Origin of the sequence: Amycolatopsis sp. WAC 04169 (assembly GCF_003947535.1) — a bacterium.
Classification (GTDB): Bacteria; Actinomycetota; Actinomycetes; order Mycobacteriales; family Pseudonocardiaceae; genus Amycolatopsis; species Amycolatopsis keratiniphila.
This window is the reverse complement of the sequence record NZ_QHJI01000004.1, coordinates 530,613-547,838: the sequence shown is the minus strand read 5'-3', so window position 1 is coordinate 547,838 and position 17,226 is coordinate 530,613. Positions and strand designations below refer to the sequence as shown.

The following is a 17,226-nucleotide window of genomic DNA, read 5'->3' as shown; positions in this document are numbered from 1 at the left end:
GTTCAAGACGGAAAGTGTCCTGAACGGACCTTTCATGACATCCTGGCGGCCGAAACGCACTCGCCGAGCCGAGCGAGCCCTTCGTCGATGCGGTCGGAACCGACCAGCCCGTAGCCGATCACCAAGCCGCCGCGCGTTCCTCCGTACGTGGAAAGGCTTTCGACGGCCACCCCGGCACGGCCCGCTTCGGCGACCGCGCTGTCCACAGTGACCGTCGCATGTGGAGAGACCGGCGCGCACAGATGAAGCCCGGCGCTGGAAGGGACGGTCTCCAGCACACCCCGGAGTTCGTCGCGCACGAAGGCCAGGATCCGGTCCCGTCGTGCCGAATACTCCCGGGTGGCCTTGCGTACGTGGCGGGCGAGCAGTCCCTCGTCGATGAAGCTCGCCAACGCCGATTGGGTGACGAGGTCGCCGTGCCAGTCCATGAGCTGCTTCGCCTGCCGCAACGCCGGCCGCAGCGAGGCGGGCGCGACGAGAAAACCCAACCGCAGCAACGGAAGCAAGGTCTTCGAGAAGGACCCGACGTAGAGCACCCTGCCGTCGTGGTCCAGGCTTTGGAGCGGTTCGAGCGGCCGGTCCGAAAAGCGGTACTCGCTGTCGTAGTCGTCCTCGATGATCACCGCGTCGTTCCGTTCCGCCCACGCGAGCAACGCCGTCCTCCTGGCGAGTGACATCGGCGTGCCGAGCGGGAACTGGTGCGAGGGCGTCGTATAGATCAATCGGGTGCCCTTCGTCAGGGCGGTGACGTCGAGACCTTCGGCGTCCACCGGCACCTTCACGATCCGGGCGCCATGGGCGGTGAAGAGCCGCTCGGCCGGGGGATAACCGGGATCTTCGACGGCGACACGCGTGCCGGGTTCGATCAGGACCCGGCCGATCAGGTCGAGAGCCTGTTGCGCGCCTTGGGTGACCAGGACGTCCTGGGCGCCGGCGCGCACGGATCGGGCGGCGCCGATATGCCGGGCGATCGCCACCCGCAGCGCTTCGAGCCCGGCCGGGTCGGCGTACCCCGATGGCGGCAGCAGTGACGGCCGGAGCGCCTGGCTGACCAGCCGTCGCCAGGTCCGCAACGGGAACAGGGCCGGATCCGGGGCGCCGACCCGGAAGTCGAACGCGGGCCGGTCGACGCCGGGAGGGTCCGGCAGTGAACTCCAACGCGCGATGGGCCGCACCCCGGTGCCCGCGGGCGCGGCACGCTTCGAGCGCGCCACGAAGCCGGGGCTGACGAAGGTCCCGCGTCCGACATGGCTGTCGAGGAACCCTTCGGCGGTGAGCCGTTCGTAGGCGACCGCGACGGTATTGCGCGAGACGGCGAGCTCCCGGGCCAGGTCTCTGGTCGGGGGCAGACGTTCCCCGGCGCGCAGGCGGCCGTCCAGGATGCCGTCGCGGAGCTGGCGGTAGATCCGCGCGGCCAGGTCGGTGTGCCCGTCGAGGCTGATGTGGAACGGCACGTTCCGAGCCTATATTGGCCCAACCCGATCGGCGGATATTGGCGCTGGGATGTGGCCAATCCGCTGCTTAGTTTGAGCATATGAAGCGACTGACCTCGGCCCAGCTGATCAGCTCCGTCGGCGACGGCGCCTACTACGTCACCTCGGCCCTGTACTTCACGCTGATCGTCGGGCTTTCGCCCGCGCAGGTGGGGCTCGGCCTCACCGTGGGCTGGGCGGTCGGCTCGGTCGCCGGGGTCGCGCTGGGGCAACTGGCCGACCGCCGCGGGCCGAAGGGCACGGCAGTCCTGCTGGCGCTGGGCACGGCCGCGTCGGTCACGGCGTTCCTGTTCGTGGACTCGGTCATCGCGTTCGTGATCGCGGCCTGCGTGTATGCCTGTTTCCAATGTGGCCTCGGCGCGGCACGGCAGGCGTTGCTCGCCGGCCTGATCGACCCCGCCGGGCGCACGACGTTCCGCGCCCGGTTGCAGGCGATGTCCAACGCGGGGATCGCGATCGGCGCGGCGCTCGGCGGGATCGCGCTGGCGATCGGGACGCGAGAAGCGTTCCTGACGGTGTTCGTGGTCGACGCGCTGGCTTTCGTCGCCGCGGCGCTCGTGCTCCGCAAGGTGCCCTCGGTGGCTCCGGTGCCGATGCGGGCGGGCGAGCCCTCCGTGGCCGTCCTCCGCGATCGCCCGTATGCGCTTCTGGCGCTGCTCAACATGCTCATGTTGCTCTACATGCCGCTGTTCAGCCTGGTCCTCCCCCTGTGGATCTCGACCCGCACCGCGGCACCGAGCTGGCTCGTCTCGGCGATGCTGGTGCTCAACACGGCGAGCGTGGTGGTGTTCCAGGTGCGGGTGGCGCGCGGCGTGACCGGCCTGCGCGGCGCCTCCCGCTACGTCCGTCACGCGGGACTGCTGCTTTTCGTCTCCTGCCTGATCTTCTCGTTCTCCGCCATGGGCGACTCCGCGTGGGCGGCGGCGCTGGTCCTGCTGGCGGGCGCCGCGCTGCAGGTGGTGGGGGAGATGGCGCAGGCGGCGGGCTCCTGGGAGATCGGCTTCGGTCTTGCCCCCGACGGCAAACAGGGGCAGTACCAAGGACTTTTCGGGGCGGGGACGGCCATCGCCCGCATGCTCGGCCCGGTACTGCTGACCGGTCTGATCCTGGTCGGCGGAACGGTCGGCTGGGTGGTGCTCGGCGGGTTGTTCCTGCTGGCGGGGACGCTCACCGCGCCCGCCGTCCGCTGGGCGGAGCGGACGAGGCCGCGGCCCGGACTTGAAGTCAGTCCTCCAGTGCCCGCCTGAAGTGCTCGGCGAGATCGAGCCCTGCGGCTTCTTCCGGGGCGCACCAGACGAAAGCGTCGTGTTCCTCGGGATCGAGCACGACTTCGCCCGGAACCTCCTCGGCGAGGGAGTACACCGCGGCGTGGATCCGCATCGGCCTGCCCGCGACGTCGTCCCAGCTGTGGGTGCCGCGTTCGCCGGTGATGTGGACGGTCAGCCCGGTCTCCTCGGCGAACTCGCGGACCACGGTCTCGGCCGGTCGCTCGCCCGGCTCGACGGTCCCGCCCGGCAGTTCCCAGCGGCCGCCCAGGAACGACGACGGCTGCCGCCGGATGAACAGGATCTTCCCGTCGCGGATGAGCCTGCCGTACGCCAAGTACTTGTCCGTCACGAGCGAATCTTCCCGCACTCGGAATATCCTTCTGATCGAGGACCGAACCTGTCCCCAATGGCTCGTAACGTGGGCTTTATGGAAAACACCGAGCTCCGCCCCTTCCGCCTCGACATCCCCCAGGAGCAGTTGGACGAGCTGCACGCGAAGCTCGACGGCACGCGCTGGCCCGCTCCGCTCCCCGGCGACGGCTGGGACACCGGAGTGCCGGTGGCCTGGCTGCGCGAACTCGCCGAATACTGGCGCGACGGCTACGACTGGCGCGCCGCCGAACGCGAGATCAACCGTCATCCGCAGTTCACCACGGTCATCGACGGGCAGCGGATCCACTTCCTGCACGTCCGCTCGCCCGAAGCCGGCGCGACGCCGCTGATCCTCACGCACGGCTGGCCGGGTTCGGTGGTGGAGTTCCTCGACGTCATCGGGCCGCTCACGGACCCGAAAGCGTACGGCGGCGACCCGGCGGACGCGTTCCACCTCGTGATCCCGTCGCTTCCGGGCTTCGGTTTTTCGGGCCCCGTCTCGGATTCCGGGTGGACCATGCCGAGGATCGGCCGGGCATGGGCCGAGCTGATGCGCCGGCTCGGCTACGAACGCTACGGCGTGCAGGGCGGCGACCTCGGCGCTTCGGTGTCGCCGGAGGTGGCGAGGTTCGCGCCGGACAGGGTGATCGGCGTGCACGTCAACGGCGGGCTGACGCCGATGCCCCCGATGTCGTTGTCGGAAGAGGAACTCGCTTCGCTCACCGACATCGAACGCGATCGCATCAACCGGATCGGCGCGTTCATGCAAGAGGAGTTCGGCTACATCTCGATCCAGTCGACGCGGCCGCAGACCCTCGGTTACGGGCTCGTCGACTCCCCGGTCGCGCAGCTGGCCTGGATCATGGACAAGTTCCGCGAGTGGACGCATCCGCGTCCCACCTTGCCGGAGGAGATCATCGGCAAGGACCGGCTGCTGACCAACGTGATGTTCACCTGGCTGACCGGCACCGCGGCTTCGTCCGCGTACGTCGGCTACGCGCAGGCTGAAACCTGGGGAGCCGTCGAAAAGAATTCCGGCGTGCCGACGGCGGCGCTGATCTTCGCGCACGACGTCGGGATCCGGCGGTACTCCGAGCACGCCCACACGATCGTGCGGTGGACCGACGTCGATCGCGGCGGGCACTTCGCGGCGCTGGAAGAGCCCGAGATCCTGGTCTCGGACGTACGGGAGTTCTTCCGGTCCCTCAAATGACGAGGACGGCCGTCTCGCCGAGGAAGCGACCGTAATCGTCCACTTCGGACTCCAGACCGGTGATGGCGGACCGCGACAGCGTGGCGAAGGGCTCCAGGACCACCTTCGTCTGCTTCGCGGTCCGCTTGGTGTGCCAGGTTCCGGCGATCCGGCCGTCGACCAGCACCGTCGGCGCGATCATCCCGCCGCCGGCGTTGACGCGTTTCGCCTCGGCCGGGTCGAGGAGCAGATCGCGGTCGCGGTAGCCCAGCAGGTACGTGTCGAAGGCGCCGAGCAGACGCGGTGGACACGGGGGAGCGGACAACTCGGTCTGCGAAAGGGCGAAGCCGCCGCCGACGGAAACGAGGTCCAGCGCGTCGAAAGCCCTGCGGCAGAGGCCGAGCGGGAGCCCGGACCAAGCGACGAAGTCTTCGACGGTCGCGATGCCGTACGCGGTCAGGTACCGGTGGGCGAGTTCGGTATGCGGTTCCGCCGGGTCGTGGCCTTCGGCGACCCATTCGTCGAGGAGTGCGTACGTCGGCTCCGTCCCGGCGTCGTGGCCTCGGCACAGCAGCCCGCGATTGGCCGCGTACGCCAGGAGATGGGCCGGGGCCTGGGACTTCGCGTCGAGTGTGATGCCGTCGTCAGCCAAGCCGTCGAGGATCTCTTGGCGGGTGAGTGCCCTGCCCCGCAAGAGATCCTGGAGCCTCTCGAGCGCGCGTCCGCAGAGCTCGTCGGTCAGGCAAAGCTGCCTGCGGCGTCCCTGCCCCGCCTGGACGTTACGCGGACCGAACAGCCGGTTCAGCCAGCGGAGATCCACCGTCGGCACCAAGTGGAGCGTCTTGCGCATCAACCAGGTGTGCGTCACGTCACGGGACGCGTCGACGTCGTGGGTGGTCAGGCCCCGGCTACGGGCCCGGAACGTGAGCCGCGCGGCGGGCGTCGACTGCGCCTGGACGGCCGCGATGGAGCCGGCGACGGCGAGCACGTCCGCGGCCGGGGCGGTCAGCAGTTGCGCGCGGGCACGGACGGCGCGGATGTCGTTGTCGGACGGCGTCACCCGCTGACGATCTCATGGGCGTTCACCGGTTCGGTGTGCACGACCGCTTCCGCGAGCCGCGGGAGGACCTCGCGCAGCCGCGCCTCGACACGATGGGCGAGGCGGTGTGCCTCGGTGACGGTCAGCCCGGCCTCGACCGACACCGCCAGTTCGGCGCGCAGGCTGTGCCCGATCCAGCGCATCCGCAGGTCCCGCGTGCCGAGCACGCCGGGAACCTCGGCGGCCGCCTGTTCGGCGCGATCGACGTCGGCCGGGTCGACGGCGTCCATCAGGCGGCGGAAGACCTCCTTGGCGGCGTCGCGCAGGACGAACAGGATCGCGACGGTGATGGCGAGACCGACGATCGGGTCGGCCATCGGGAAGCCGAACGCGACACCGGCGGCGCCGAGCACGACCGCGAGCGAGGTGAACCCGTCGGTGCGGGCATGCAGGCCGTCCGCGACCAATGCGGCCGACCCGATCTCGCGACCGACGGTGATCCGGTACCTGGCCACGAGTTCGTTGCCCGCGAAACCGATGACACCCGCCGCCGCGACCACCCACAGATGCTGGACCGGACGAGGATCGAGCAGCCGCTGGACGGACTCGTACCCGGCGAGGAAGGCCGAGGCGGCGATGAGCAGGACGACGAGCACGCCGGCCAGGTCTTCGGCGCGGCCGAGCCCGTAGGTGTAGCGGCGGGTGGCGGCGCGGCGGTCGAGCAGGAAGGCGATGCCGAGCGGGAGCGCGGTCAGCGCGTCGGCGAAGTTGTGGATCGTGTCGCCGAGCAGGGCGACCGAACCGGTGATCAGCACGAGCGCGAGCTGGGCGACGGCGGTGACGAACAGGGCGGCGAACGACCAGATCAGCGTTCGGACGCCGCGTTTGCTGGTCTCCAACGCGCTGTCGACACGGTCGGCGCTGTCGTGGCTGTGGGGAGTCAGGAGGTGTCGGAGGCGGCTCTTCGCCGTCTGGTGGCCATGACTGTGTCCATGTCCTGGCATCTTCCACCTCACTGTCATGCTACCTGCGCAGTCATGCAGGTACGCAGACAGAAGGATAACGGCTATCCTCCTGGCATGCACGAGTCGGTCCCGGATTTCGAGATGCCCACCGAGGAGCAGGTCCACCTGGCCGCGGAGACGTTCCGGCTGCTCGCGGATCCGACGAGGGTCAAGGTCCTCTGGGCGCTCCTGCAGGGCGAGTCCTCGGTCGCCTGTCTCGCGGACCTGGCGGGCGCGGCGCCGACGGCGGTCAGCCAGCACCTCGCGAAACTACGGCTCGCGGGGCTGGTGAAGGGGCGCCGTGAGGGGACGTTCGTCTACTACTCGGCGGCCAACGATCACGTCCGGGGCCTGCTCGCGCAGGCGCTGTTCCACGCCGACCACCTCGATCGCGACATCCCGGCAGTGCATTCGGCGGCGAAACCCCACCGTCCGGTGGCGCACTGAATCCGGTTACGGTGGAGCCGTGACCCAGTCCTCGCGCCCGGCCGTCCTGCGGTGGCTGCTGCTGTGCGTGGTGGCGCTGGGGCTCGTCGGCATGCACCACGTCGTCGCCGGGTCCGGCCACGGCGCGGAGCACTCCGCTGTCGCGATGGCGGATCCGTGTTGCGCGGACACGCCTTCGCACGACGACGGTGGACACAGTGGACTGCACCTGTGTCTCGCGGTGCTCGCCGCGGGGGTCCTGCTGATCGTCACCTGGCTGCTCGTCCGCAATGGACGGACGGTGGCGACGTGGACGTCGCGGCGGGCCGGTGGTGCGGCGTCGGGCCGTGATCCGCCGCGCTGGAGACCGGTGCCGGAGAAGTTGTCCCTCCTCTGCGTGTTGCGGGTGTGACAGGCGGGTTCGTCCGCCCTGCCCGAAACCGACTCGAGGAAGAATCATGACCAGCAGCAAACTGGTCGGAGCGGCGCTCGCCGCTCTGACCTCCTTCGCCGTGCTCACCGGATGCGCCAGTTCCGACACCGCTTCGACCGGGCACGACATGTCCACGGTGAAGGCGCCGGAACCCCAGCAGGCAAGCCACAACCAGGCCGACGTCACGTTCGCGCAAGGGATGATCCCGCACCACGAACAGGCGCTCGCGATGGCGAAACTCGTCGAAGGCCGCACCCGGAACGCGAAGGTCGTCGACCTCGCCGCCCGGATCCAGAAGGCGCAGGATCCGGAGATCCAGCAGCTGAACGCCCTGTTGAAAGGCTGGGGAGTGGCGCCGTCGGGCGGGCACTCCGGGCACGGCTCGGCGTCCGGCATGATGACCGAGGACGATCTGGCGAAACTCGGCAAGGCGAAGGACGCCGCCTTCGACAAGCAGTGGCTGGAGATGATGGTCAAACATCACGAAGGCGCGCTCGAGATGGCGAAGACCGCGCTGCAGCAAGGCAGCAACGCCGAGGTGAAGGCCTTGGCGCAGAAGGTGATCGACGGTCAGCAGGCCGAGATCACCGAGATGCGCACGCTGCTCGGCTGAGTGGGGTGGTGGCGCGGGTCCGGATCAACCGGCCCGCGCCACCGCCTCCCGGAAATGCGCGCACTGGGTGAAGTCTTCGTGCTCGCACCCGAGAGCGCAGTCGACGATCGCGAGTGATGCCTGTGCTGCCGCTATCCGTCGTTCGAGTTCCTCCTTGTGCTGCCTGAGGATCGCTTCGCGGTCGCTGGGCTTCTGGAACATCTCGCGGATGCCGTCGAGGCTCAGCCCCGCCTCTTTCGCGCGCAGGATGATCGTGATCCGGTAGAGGTCGTTGTCGTCGTACCGCCGCCGGTCGCCCGTCCGCGCCGGCTTGAGAAGGCCAACGGATTCCCAGTGGCGCAGAACGTGCGTCGCCAGGCCGAAGCGCTCCGCGACCTCGCCGACGCTCAAGGTGCTTGACTTCATGCCGACATTAAGTCGGACGATCCGGGGTATGTCCATGATGCAGCGGCTCGACGCCGCCGATGCCCTGCCGGGAGCCGCCGAACTGCGTGCCCGGACCTATGAACTGCTCCGGCTCGAACCCGGCTCCGCGGTGATCGACGTCGGCTGCGGTGCCGGGCTGGCCGTCTCGGAGTTGTCGGCGCGGGGCTTCCGGACTGTCGGCGTCGACCTTTCGGACGAGATGATCGACGAGGCCCGTCGGCGGTGGCCTGAGCGGGATCTCCTTCTCGGCGACGCTTACGCGCTGCCGGTGGACGGCGGGTTCGCGGGCTACCGGGCGGACAAGGTGTTCCACGAACTGGCGGAGCCGGAACTCGCCCTCGCGGAGGCGCGGCGGGTCCTGGTGCCAGGTGGACGGATCGTGCTTTCCGGGCCCGACTGGGAGGGCCTGATGATCGATTCCTCCTATCCGGCGCTGACACGGGAGATCGTGCGTGCCCGGGCTTCGGTGATCGCCGCGCCTCGGATCGCGCGCGGGTTTCGGCGGCTGCTCACCGGGTGCGGATTTCGCGACGTTTCGGTGGAGGGAGTCGTCGGATTTCTCGGTGGCGAGTCGTTTTTTCGCGGGCTGGTTGAGGTTGCTGTCCGAGTGGGGGCTATTTCTGTTGAGGAGGGGGAGGTTTGGTTGGCGGAACAGGTTGATGTTGTTGCTGTGCCACACTTTTTGGCTTCGGGGGTGGTTTGAGCATCTCGTGTTTCGAAAACTGTCGGTGGTCGGTTGTACGTTCTGGGTGTGGACACTCTCAACGCCACTGTGGCGCTACTCAAGGAAATCACTTCGTCGGAATTTTTGAAGGAGGTCAATGCTTCGCTGGATTCGCTGGGGGATGACGATGCCGTGGCTGCGGCTGTTGTGGCGTCGGAAGGGATCGCGCGGTTGGAGGCTGTCCGGTTCCGTGCTTTGGGGCGGTTGAGTCGGCATCGTGATGGTGTCTCCAGTGTGGTGCAGGAGGTCGCGTTGGCTCTGTCTGTTGTGGATGGTCATGCTGCTGGTCTGGTGTCGACGGCTGAGGCGTTGACGACCCGTCTGCCTCGCACCCTCGGATTGCTGGATGCCGGGAAGGTGGGTGGTTTCGGGGCGATGAAAGTCGCTGCAGCCACGGCGTGGTTGTCGGATGAGGACGCCCGCGCGGTGGATGCGGTTCTGGAGGGCCGTCTGCCGGACCGGAACTCCGACCAGATCCGGAAAGCGGCTAATCATGCGGCGATGATGGCCGACCGTGACGGGGCGGCTCGGCGGGCTGAACGGAATCGCGGCGGCCGTCGTTTGTCTGTGCGGCACGGTGAGACCGGGGTGGCTTCCATCGAAGTTGAAGACGGTCCTGTGGAGAAGGTGGCTGCCGCGTATACGCGGATCGATCGTGAGGCGCGGGCGCTGCGGGCTGGTGGGGAGACACGCACGCTGGATCAGTTGCGTGCCGATGTGGCTCTTGATCTCTTGCTGGGTGGCCCGGGTGGGAAGACCGAACGGTCCGAGGTGTTCCTCTACATGGACTTGAACACCTACCTCGGGCTGAACGACGACCCGGCAGAGATGGCGGGGCATGGGCACATTCCGGCGTCGTTGGCCCGGGAGATCGCTGGTGGGGCGAATACGGTGTTGCGGCGGATCATCACGGATCCGTTGTCGGGGCATGTTCTCGATCTGGGGCGGAATCGGTATCGGCCTACCGCCGGTCTGGGTGAGTTCGTGCGGGTGCGGGATCGTGAGTGCCGAAGACCGGGGTGTCACCGGGTGGCGCAGGCCTGCGATCTGGATCATTCGGTGCCGTGGCAGTTCGGCGGCCATACCGCGGATACCGAGCTGGTCGATCTGTGTCGCCGTGACCATCGGTTGAAGGACGAGCCTGGTTGGAACTATCGGTTGGGTTCTGACGGGACCTTGACGATCACCACGCCTACGGGGCAGAGGTACGACAGCTCGCCTCCGCCGCTGCACGAACCTCGGGCGGAGGAACCGCCACCCTTCTGAGTCGTTGCCGGAAAATGGCCACCGGTGTTCAGGGCGTGGCGATTCGATAGCGGCCTTGCTTGAGCCGCTTCATGATCGGCGGGAACCGCATGGCCGCGTGAGAGCCGACAGCAGTGTCACCGGGACTCGTTTGCCGAGAAACGACAACGGCACGCGGGCGTGAGCCTCCCCGAGGGATCCGATACCAAGCTGATCGATCGCGACGCCCGTTGGGCAGAGTTGCGTCAGCTTGCGTTCGCCGCTGTATACCCCTCGTGCTGTGGAGGCGCCGCCATTTTGAGTTGTCGTCGGAAAACGGCAACGGCTCGCTGCTGTGGATATCCGTCCGAGGGACTGATACCGAGCTGATCGATCGTGACCACCGATCGCCGACGAGCTCGGCTGGCCTCGGGCCCGTACCCTCACGATCACGACGCTCGTTGGGCAGCGATGCGTCAGCTCGCCTCCGCTGCTGCATGAACCTCGGGCTGAGGAAGCGCCGCCGTTCTGAGTCGTTGCCGGGAAAACGGCCACGGCGCTCATGAGGTTGCGATTTCGGTGGGCCCTTGCTCGAGCCGGACCATGATCGGTGGCGTTGCCGGAAAATGGCGAGAACCACAGGCCCACTCGAGACCGTGCCACAGCGGTATCACCGTGGCTCGGTCGCCGAAATCCGGCCACGCCTCCACTCCACTACCGAACCAGACGCCGTCACAAGCGATTGCCCACCACCGACATACCGAGCACCAGCTCGTTCGCCGGATCGCACCCGAGGAGGTCCTCGACCAGTTCGTCGCGAAGCGCGGCGGTGAAGGTGACGTTCAGGCCCAGCGCGGTCGCCAGCAGGTACACGGTTTGGCTGAGGTGGCCGACGTCCATCAGCAGCACGCGATACGTGCGGCTCACGGGGTACTTCCACTGGTTCCGCTCGATGACGCTGGTGTAGATCAGCAGCGCGCCGGCGTTCCCGGTCCACTGCTGGTCGCCGGCGAGCGCGATCAGCTGGTCGTCGTCGATCTTGCCGTCCAGCGGCGTGAGGCCGTGCCGGAAGCCGTCGTAGTGGTAGGCGCCGCGGGCCAGGCCCTCGACGTTCCTCGCGTAGACGTACACCTCGGTCGGATGCCGCGCGCCGCCCGACGGGCTCGTCTTGAAGACGTTCCCGGTGGCGGGGATGTCGGGATGCGTTTCCGGCCTCGTCGGCCTGGCCGCGGTGAGAAGCGCGCTCAAATCGCGCAGCCGCAAGGGTTCTTCGCCGAACTCGCGGACGCTCCTGCGCCGGCTCAGCGCGTCGCCGAGCCCCATCGTGTTCAGTGGTTCCGGTGACGGTTCGGGCAGCGCGATCGTGTGGCGCTCGCCCGAAGGCCTCACCGGAGAAGGCGGAGGGCTGACCTTCGCCTTCTCCAGCAAGGTTTTAGCCGTCGTTTCGCTGGTCGTGAACTCGGTCTCGCGTAACGACCGCGTGCCGAAGTGAAACGCCCGGGCGGACGTTCCCCAAGGGCCCCAATCCCGAAGGATCTCTTCTTCGCGTCGTTGCCGGTGAGAACCTTTGACCACCAGTACTTCGTACCGGATCATCGCTCGCGCGATACGGACGAGCCTTTCCCCGATCTCGGGATTCTCATCCGCTTCGCGGACCGATTCCGGTTCTCGCCAAGAACTGAACCATCGCAGGACGCGTTCGGTTCCGTCGGCGAGTTTGAGCTGGCGATGTCCGAGGTGATCGTCCCAGACGACGTCACCATCGGACCAATAGAGCGTTCCGCATGAGGAAACCCTGACCAGCATCGAATGTCTTGCGCCCCAGTCCCCAGTAAATACTTTCCGAATACGTCAGGTCATTCAGCGTCGCGAGCGGAAAGGAGGCCCGCCGTGCGGCGGCGGCTCGAACCCGCCCCAGGTGCTCTGCGCCTTGTACTCCGCTTCGAGCTCGTACAAGAACTCGTCTTCATCCTCATCGTGCATGCCGCCGATCCTCTCCGTGAACGGTTACTCCGGTCAAGCGAATATACCTACGCCAACAGAGTACCGGAGCAGAACGGCTAATTACGCCGAGTAATCGTTCAGGCGCTGTTTGAGTTCGCGAACCTCGGGCGACTCCGAAATGCCGAGATCGGTGTAGAGGCGTAATGCGAACCGGCGATGACGGTCCGCATTCAGTCGCTCACCGAGAATGTCGAACGCGAACGCCATCTCCTTGTGGGCGATGGGCAGCATGCTGCGATTCCCGGTCGATTCCAGCACTTCCACCGCGGTCCTCAACTGGCTGACCGCGAGCGCCCCGTCACCGAGTCCGCGCGAATTGATACCGAGAGCGAGAAAGCATTCCGCCTCGAGATCGGGTGATTCGTTCTCCTGCGCCAGCCGCAGTGCCCGGTCGAGTTCCTCGGCGGCTTCGGGATAGCGCCTGCTCTCGGTGTGGATCAGCCCGATCCGGTGCCGGGCGCGGGCCTCGATGAGCACGCTGCCGTGGGCATGTGCGGTCTCGCGGACCCAGCCGAGGTGTTCGATCGCCTGGTCCGGCTCGCCCTTGAGCCAGTGGGTGACCCCCGAGTTGCCCCTGGCCCGGCACTGCATCCGGATGTCACCGGTGGTCGCCGCCAGCTCGAACACCTCGTTGAACAGCCGGTTCGCCTCGGTGAACTCGTTGAGCCGCCACAGGGTCAGCGCGTACATGTGCAGGGCCTGGTACTCGAGGACCACGTTCCCGGTGACCCGCGCGGCCGACAGGGCGAGGGTCTCCAGCTCCCTGGCCTGCCGGTAGTAGCCGCGGTTGTCGAAGTAGCGCCACACCGCCGAACAGAAGGGCACGAGGTCCGAGTACTGCTGATGGTTGTTCATCGCGACGGCCACCGGCAGCACGTTCTGCCATTGCGCGTCCATCCAGTGCGCGGCCTGGTCGTAGTCCGCGAAGGACTGTCCGAAGTCGCTCTTCGGGACCTCGAGGCCGCCCGGCTCCTCTTCGGAATCCGGGTCGATGAACTCCATCGCGGCCGCGACGGTGCTGCGGTAGTAGTCGAACAGCCGCCGCATCATCGCCTCGCGCTGGTGCTCGGGCTCCTCGGCGAGCAGGAGCTCGCGGCCGTAGCTGCGGAGGAGGTCGTGCATCTCGTAGCGGTCCATCGACGGCTGACGCAGGAGGTTCACGTCGACGAGGCGCTCGGCGAGCCGCCGGGCCTCGGCGAGGTCGACTTCGGCGAGGGCCGCCGTGGAATGGAGATCGAACGCGGCACCGGGATGGTGGCTCAACCGGCGGAACACCCGGCGTTCGGTTTCGGACAAGTTCAGATAGGACACCCGGAACGCGCCCGCGACGTCGCGTTCCCCCGCGGTGAGCTCGCCGAACCGGTTCCGCTCGTCGCGCAGCTGCCTGGCGACGAAGTCGAGCGTCCACGACGCCCGCGCGCGCAGCCTGCTCGCCGTGACGGCCAGCGCGAGCGGGAGATCACCGCACAGGCTCGCGACCTGGTCGGCCGCGTCCGGGGACTCCCGCTTCAACCGGGACGGGCCGACGATCCGGCCGAGCAGGTCCACCGCGTCGGCCCGGCTGAACGGTTCCAGCGAGAGCAGTTCGGCGCCGTCGAGGTCCACGAGCCGGGTGCGGCTGGTGATCAGCACACAACAGCTCGCCGCGCCGGGCAGCAGCGGGCTCACCTGCGTCGCCCCGATGGCGTTGTCCAGCACCAGGAGCACACGTTTGCCGGCGAGACAGCTGCGGAACAGCGCCGCGCGCTGCTCGGTCCCGGCGGGGATGTCCGAACCCTGGATGCCGAGCGACCGGAGAAGCGCTTCGAGCGCGGATCCCGGATCGACGGGGTCTCCGGCCGGGGAGAACCCTTCGAGGTTCACGAACAGCTGCCCGTCCGGGAACAGCGGGGCGAGCCGGTGTGCGGCGTGGACGGCCAGCGCGGTCTTCCCGACGCCGGGCATACCGTCGATCGCGATCAGCCGCGGCCCCGCCGAGGAGTCGTCCTGGCCGATTTCGAGAACGGTCCGCAGCTCGGTGGCGCGGCCGCCGAACGCGGGGAGGTCCGCGGGAAGCTGCGCGGGGCGGGGGAAGAGCGCCTTCTGCGCGTCGGCGTCTTCGCGGCGCCCGCCGGTGTCCATTCCGGTACGGAGCCCGCCGACGCCGTACCGGACGAGGGCGCCGTCCTCCATCAGTTCGGCGTCGGCGCGCAGGATCTGCTGGTGGAGCGCGCTCAGCTCGGCGCTCGGGTCCACGCCGAGTTCCTCGGCGAGCGCGATCCTGGTCCGGTCGAACGTCCGCAGCGCGTCTGCGCCGCGCCCCGCCCGGTAGAGCGCCAGCATGGTGAGGCACTGCAGGGTCTCGCGGGTGGGATGCCAGGCGGCGAGGTCGAAGGCCTCCCGAGCCGCCGCTTCGGTCTCGCCGAGCCGGAGCCTGGCGCCGATGAGGAGTTCGCAGGCGGCGAGGCGTTCTTCGTCGAGACGTCGCGCCGTCTGCTCGATGGCGTCGCCTTCGAGACCGTCGAACGCCGGACCGCGCCAGAGCGAGAGCGCGTCGGCCAGTTTGGCGGCCGCCTGGGAGATCAGCCCGGCCGCCAGGAGCTCGGCGCCCTGGTTGTAGTCGGCTTCGAAGCGGACAGAGTCGAGCGAGGCGCTGCTGATGACGACGCGGTACGCCGAACCGGTGGTGACCACGGCGGACCGGGCCACCCCGAGGTCGTGCCGCAACCGCGCGATCGCGTTGCTGACCTGGCGGACCGCGGTCTTCGGCGGATTCTCGGGCCACATCGTGCCGATCAGGTACGACACCGGGACGAGCCTGCCCGCGTTGATCAGCAGGGCGGCGAGGAGGCGCTGTTCACGGCGTCCGCCCAGCCGGACGGGGACGCCGTCGACCTCGGCTTCGAGCGGGCCGAGAACGGAGAAACTGAGCTGGGAAGTCTGGACGGCGGTTCGAGGCGATCCCGCCGAATCGGGTAGACGATCAGCGGTCATATGCCACTATGTCGTCCGAGGCCGTGAGCGTGCTCACGCACTACCTCCAGTCCGTTCGCCGGCTGATCGGCACCCTAGCCCACCGCTTCGGCCTCCAGCCAGGTCGGCGCGGGGCGCGCCGTACTGCATTCGGCCTAACGGGCGTGCGCGGGCCTGCCCTGAAACCTTCCCGATTCTACGCCCCATGGCCGCTGATCTGCGCGGATGTCCGGCGGTGGAGAGCCGATGTAATTCCGATGCAGGCCCTTGGAAAGCTGAAGGCACAGCTGGCGGGTCGGAGCGACGGGGCAGCGCGCCGAACCGTGTGTAGGGGCTCCGCGGCGGTTGGCCTTCGTACTGGGGGTGGCCAACCGCCCTGGTAGCCCTTTCTTCTCGTCACAGGTCGCTTCCAGCTCTCCTTCAGTCTCTGACCAGGTGTGATCCGCCGCGATCACGGGTACCAGATCGCTGGAGGAGAGGAGTGTGCCCATGCGCCCGGTCTGGAGCGGTTCGCTTTCGCTCGGTCTGGTGACGGTGCCGGTCCGCCTGTACAGCGCGGTCGAAGACCATACGGTCCACTTCCGCCAGTTCCAGCGCGGTACCGAGGACCGCATCCGGTACCGGCGGGTGAACGAGCGCACCGGCAAGGAAGTCGGCTACGAAGACATCGTCAAGGGTTACGAGCTCGACAGCGGCGAGTACGTCGTCGTCGAGCCGGAGGAACTGGACGAGATCGCGCCCGGCCGGTCGAAGTCGCTCGACATCGAGAGCTTCGTCGAGCTGGACGCCATCGACCCGATGTTCTTCGACAAGACCTATTGGCTCGCGCCCGCGAAGGACGAGTTCGAGCGTCCGTACGCGCTGCTGCTCGAGGCGATGGACTCGTCGGGCAAGGCCGGGATCGCCAAGTTCGTCATGCGCGGACGCGAGTACCTGGCCCTGGTGCGCTCCGGCGACGGCGTGATGGTGCTCAACACCCTCCATTTCGCGGCCGACCTGCGGGATCCCGCCGAGCAGCTGCCGGACCTGCCCGGCAAGGCGAAGGCACGCGGCAAGGAACTCGACATGGCCGTCAACCTGATCGACGCGATGAGCGACGAATGGCGGCCCGAGGAGTACCGCGACACCTACACCGACCGCGTGCGGGAGCTGATCAAGGCCAAGAAGAAGGGCGACACCATCACACCGGCCACCGAGCCCGGGGAGCCGACGAAGGTCGTCGACCTGTTCGAGGCGCTTTCGAAGAGCGTGGAGAGCGGAAAGGCCAAGAAGAAGTCCGGGGCGAAGAAGCCGGCAGCGAAGAAGGACCTCTCGTCGTTGTCGAAGGCCGACTTGGACAAGCTGGCGCGGGAACGCGACATCAAGGGACGGTCGAAAATGACCCGCGCGAGCCTGGAGAAGGCACTCAAGGCTTCGTGACGACGCCTGCCACCGCGAGTTCGCCTGCGATGGCCTCGATCAGGAGCCGGACGTCCTCCGCCGCCGTCGCGTGCAGCCCTTCCGACACGATCAGCACGTCGGACGTCGTGGCGGAGACCGCGGAATGCCCGCTCTGCCGGTTCGTCCATCGCCGCGCGTGGGCCTGGCCGTCCTCGTCCGCGAAGATCACCTCGCCGGGGTTCGGCTGCTCAATCGTGCCGGCGAAGGTCACGTACTTCTCGTCGCCGCGTGCGTGACGGACCTCCAGCGAGCCGCTGATCTTCGCGACGTCGAGTACCGCGACCGGGATGGCGTAGGCGACCGAAACCGCGTTGCAGAGGTCGATCACCGGATGGATGCGGGGGAGCGTGCCTTCTTTACGCAGCCTGCGCAGCAACGATTCCGAAGCACAGCGGTACTGCGTCGGCTTCAGGCCCATTTTGGCGAACGCCCGCCGCCACGCCTGGATCTCGGGGAACTCCGATTCCGGGCCGTCCGCGAGCCGCCGCGTCGCCCGCGCGACGAACTTTTCGAGATCGACCGGCAGGTCCGGGGTGATCCCGGTGGCTTGGAGCGTGCCGACGGCGAGGCCGGGGTGGGCGGAACGGATGTCCGGGTGGTGCTGGAGTCGCATACT

General features: G+C 68.0%; 17 protein-coding genes. 8 read left to right on the top strand and 9 right to left on the bottom strand.

Going from position 1 to position 17,226, the window contains the following annotated elements; genetic code table 11:
- Positions 1 to 32 precede the first annotated feature (32 nt).
- Positions 33 to 1,454, bottom strand: a complete 1,422-nt coding sequence (locus DMC61_RS11580; RefSeq protein WP_125689136.1) for a PLP-dependent aminotransferase family protein — start codon at positions 1,452 to 1,454, stop codon at positions 33 to 35.
- An 80-nt stretch (positions 1,455 to 1,534) separates the two neighbouring features.
- On the opposite strand from DMC61_RS11580, the gene DMC61_RS11575 reads away from it, so the two are divergent.
- Positions 1,535 to 2,740 (top strand): MFS transporter, encoded by a 1,206-nt coding sequence (locus DMC61_RS11575; protein WP_125689133.1) that lies wholly within the window; start codon positions 1,535 to 1,537, stop codon positions 2,738 to 2,740.
- Here the strand turns inward: DMC61_RS11575 and DMC61_RS11570 are convergent.
- The gene (locus tag DMC61_RS11570) at positions 2,718 to 3,128 is read right to left on the bottom strand and encodes an NUDIX hydrolase (protein WP_370456398.1); all 411 of its coding nucleotides are present in this window, start codon (positions 3,126 to 3,128) and stop codon (positions 2,718 to 2,720) included. The genes DMC61_RS11575 and DMC61_RS11570 overlap by 23 nt on opposite strands.
- A gap of 60 nt (positions 3,129 to 3,188) precedes the next feature.
- Between DMC61_RS11570 and DMC61_RS11565 the strand changes: the two genes are divergently transcribed.
- Positions 3,189 to 4,346, top strand: a complete 1,158-nt coding sequence (locus tag DMC61_RS11565) for an epoxide hydrolase family protein (RefSeq protein WP_125689131.1) — start codon at positions 3,189 to 3,191, stop codon at positions 4,344 to 4,346.
- Here DMC61_RS11565 and DMC61_RS11560 read toward each other — a convergent pair.
- A complete protein-coding gene (locus DMC61_RS11560) occupies positions 4,339 to 5,385 on the bottom strand; it encodes a winged helix DNA-binding domain-containing protein (protein ID WP_125689129.1) in 1,047 nt (348 codons plus the stop codon). The two genes, DMC61_RS11565 and DMC61_RS11560, sit on opposite strands and share 8 nt — an antisense overlap.
- Positions 5,382 to 6,368 carry a cation diffusion facilitator family transporter gene (locus DMC61_RS11555; RefSeq protein WP_199749957.1) on the bottom strand — a complete coding sequence of 329 codons (987 nt, stop codon included), beginning with the start codon at positions 6,366 to 6,368 and terminating at the stop codon, positions 5,382 to 5,384. Before DMC61_RS11555 ends, DMC61_RS11560 begins: the two co-directional genes overlap by 4 nt.
- Before the next feature lie 75 nt (positions 6,369 to 6,443).
- On the opposite strand from DMC61_RS11555, the gene DMC61_RS11550 reads away from it, so the two are divergent.
- Genes DMC61_RS11550 through DMC61_RS11540 form a run of 3 tightly spaced genes read left to right on the top strand, consistent with a single transcriptional unit; the run spans position 6,444 to position 7,840 of the window.
- Positions 6,444 to 6,815: a metalloregulator ArsR/SmtB family transcription factor gene (locus DMC61_RS11550; protein ID WP_125689127.1), complete on the top strand. Its 372-nt coding sequence runs from the start codon at positions 6,444 to 6,446 to the stop codon at positions 6,813 to 6,815.
- 19 nt (positions 6,816 to 6,834) lie between these two features.
- Positions 6,835 to 7,206, top strand: a complete 372-nt coding sequence (locus tag DMC61_RS11545; RefSeq protein ID WP_125689125.1) for a DUF6153 family protein — start codon at positions 6,835 to 6,837, stop codon at positions 7,204 to 7,206.
- Positions 7,207 to 7,252: 46 nt separating this feature from the next.
- Positions 7,253 to 7,840: a DUF305 domain-containing protein gene (locus DMC61_RS11540; protein WP_125689123.1), complete on the top strand. Its 588-nt coding sequence runs from the start codon at positions 7,253 to 7,255 to the stop codon at positions 7,838 to 7,840.
- 24 nt (positions 7,841 to 7,864) lie between these two features.
- On the opposite strand, the gene DMC61_RS11535 is transcribed toward DMC61_RS11540, so the two are convergent.
- Positions 7,865 to 8,245, bottom strand: coding sequence for a MerR family transcriptional regulator (locus tag DMC61_RS11535; protein ID WP_125689121.1), 381 nt, complete (start codon positions 8,243 to 8,245; stop codon positions 7,865 to 7,867).
- A gap of 28 nt (positions 8,246 to 8,273) precedes the next feature.
- Between DMC61_RS11535 and DMC61_RS11530 the strand changes: the two genes are divergently transcribed.
- Positions 8,274 to 8,969 (top strand): methyltransferase domain-containing protein, encoded by a 696-nt coding sequence (locus DMC61_RS11530; protein WP_125689119.1) that lies wholly within the window; start codon positions 8,274 to 8,276, stop codon positions 8,967 to 8,969.
- Positions 8,970 to 9,017: 48 nt separating this feature from the next.
- Positions 9,018 to 10,256: a DUF222 domain-containing protein gene (locus tag DMC61_RS11525; RefSeq protein ID WP_370456397.1), complete on the top strand. Its 1,239-nt coding sequence runs from the start codon at positions 9,018 to 9,020 to the stop codon at positions 10,254 to 10,256.
- A 690-nt stretch (positions 10,257 to 10,946) separates the two neighbouring features.
- Here the strand turns inward: DMC61_RS11525 and DMC61_RS11515 are convergent.
- From DMC61_RS11515 to DMC61_RS11510, 3 genes are all read right to left on the bottom strand, one after another.
- Positions 10,947 to 12,020: a SagB/ThcOx family dehydrogenase gene (locus DMC61_RS11515; RefSeq protein ID WP_125689117.1), complete on the bottom strand. Its 1,074-nt coding sequence runs from the start codon at positions 12,018 to 12,020 to the stop codon at positions 10,947 to 10,949.
- Positions 12,021 to 12,074: 54 nt separating this feature from the next.
- The gene (locus tag DMC61_RS41930) at positions 12,075 to 12,197 is read right to left on the bottom strand and encodes a hypothetical protein (protein WP_255431501.1); all 123 of its coding nucleotides are present in this window, start codon (positions 12,195 to 12,197) and stop codon (positions 12,075 to 12,077) included.
- A gap of 81 nt (positions 12,198 to 12,278) precedes the next feature.
- The gene (locus tag DMC61_RS11510) at positions 12,279 to 15,191 is read right to left on the bottom strand and encodes a BTAD domain-containing putative transcriptional regulator (RefSeq protein ID WP_125689115.1); all 2,913 of its coding nucleotides are present in this window, start codon (positions 15,189 to 15,191) and stop codon (positions 12,279 to 12,281) included.
- Between the two features lie 468 nt (positions 15,192 to 15,659).
- Between DMC61_RS11510 and DMC61_RS11505 the strand changes: the two genes are divergently transcribed.
- Positions 15,660 to 16,589 carry a Ku protein gene (locus tag DMC61_RS11505; RefSeq protein WP_125689113.1) on the top strand — a complete coding sequence of 310 codons (930 nt, stop codon included), beginning with the start codon at positions 15,660 to 15,662 and terminating at the stop codon, positions 16,587 to 16,589.
- On the opposite strand, the gene DMC61_RS11500 is transcribed toward DMC61_RS11505, so the two are convergent.
- Positions 16,576 to 17,223 carry a B3/4 domain-containing protein gene (locus tag DMC61_RS11500; RefSeq protein ID WP_125689110.1) on the bottom strand — a complete coding sequence of 216 codons (648 nt, stop codon included), beginning with the start codon at positions 17,221 to 17,223 and terminating at the stop codon, positions 16,576 to 16,578. The genes DMC61_RS11505 and DMC61_RS11500 overlap by 14 nt on opposite strands.
- Positions 17,224 to 17,226 lie beyond the last annotated feature (3 nt).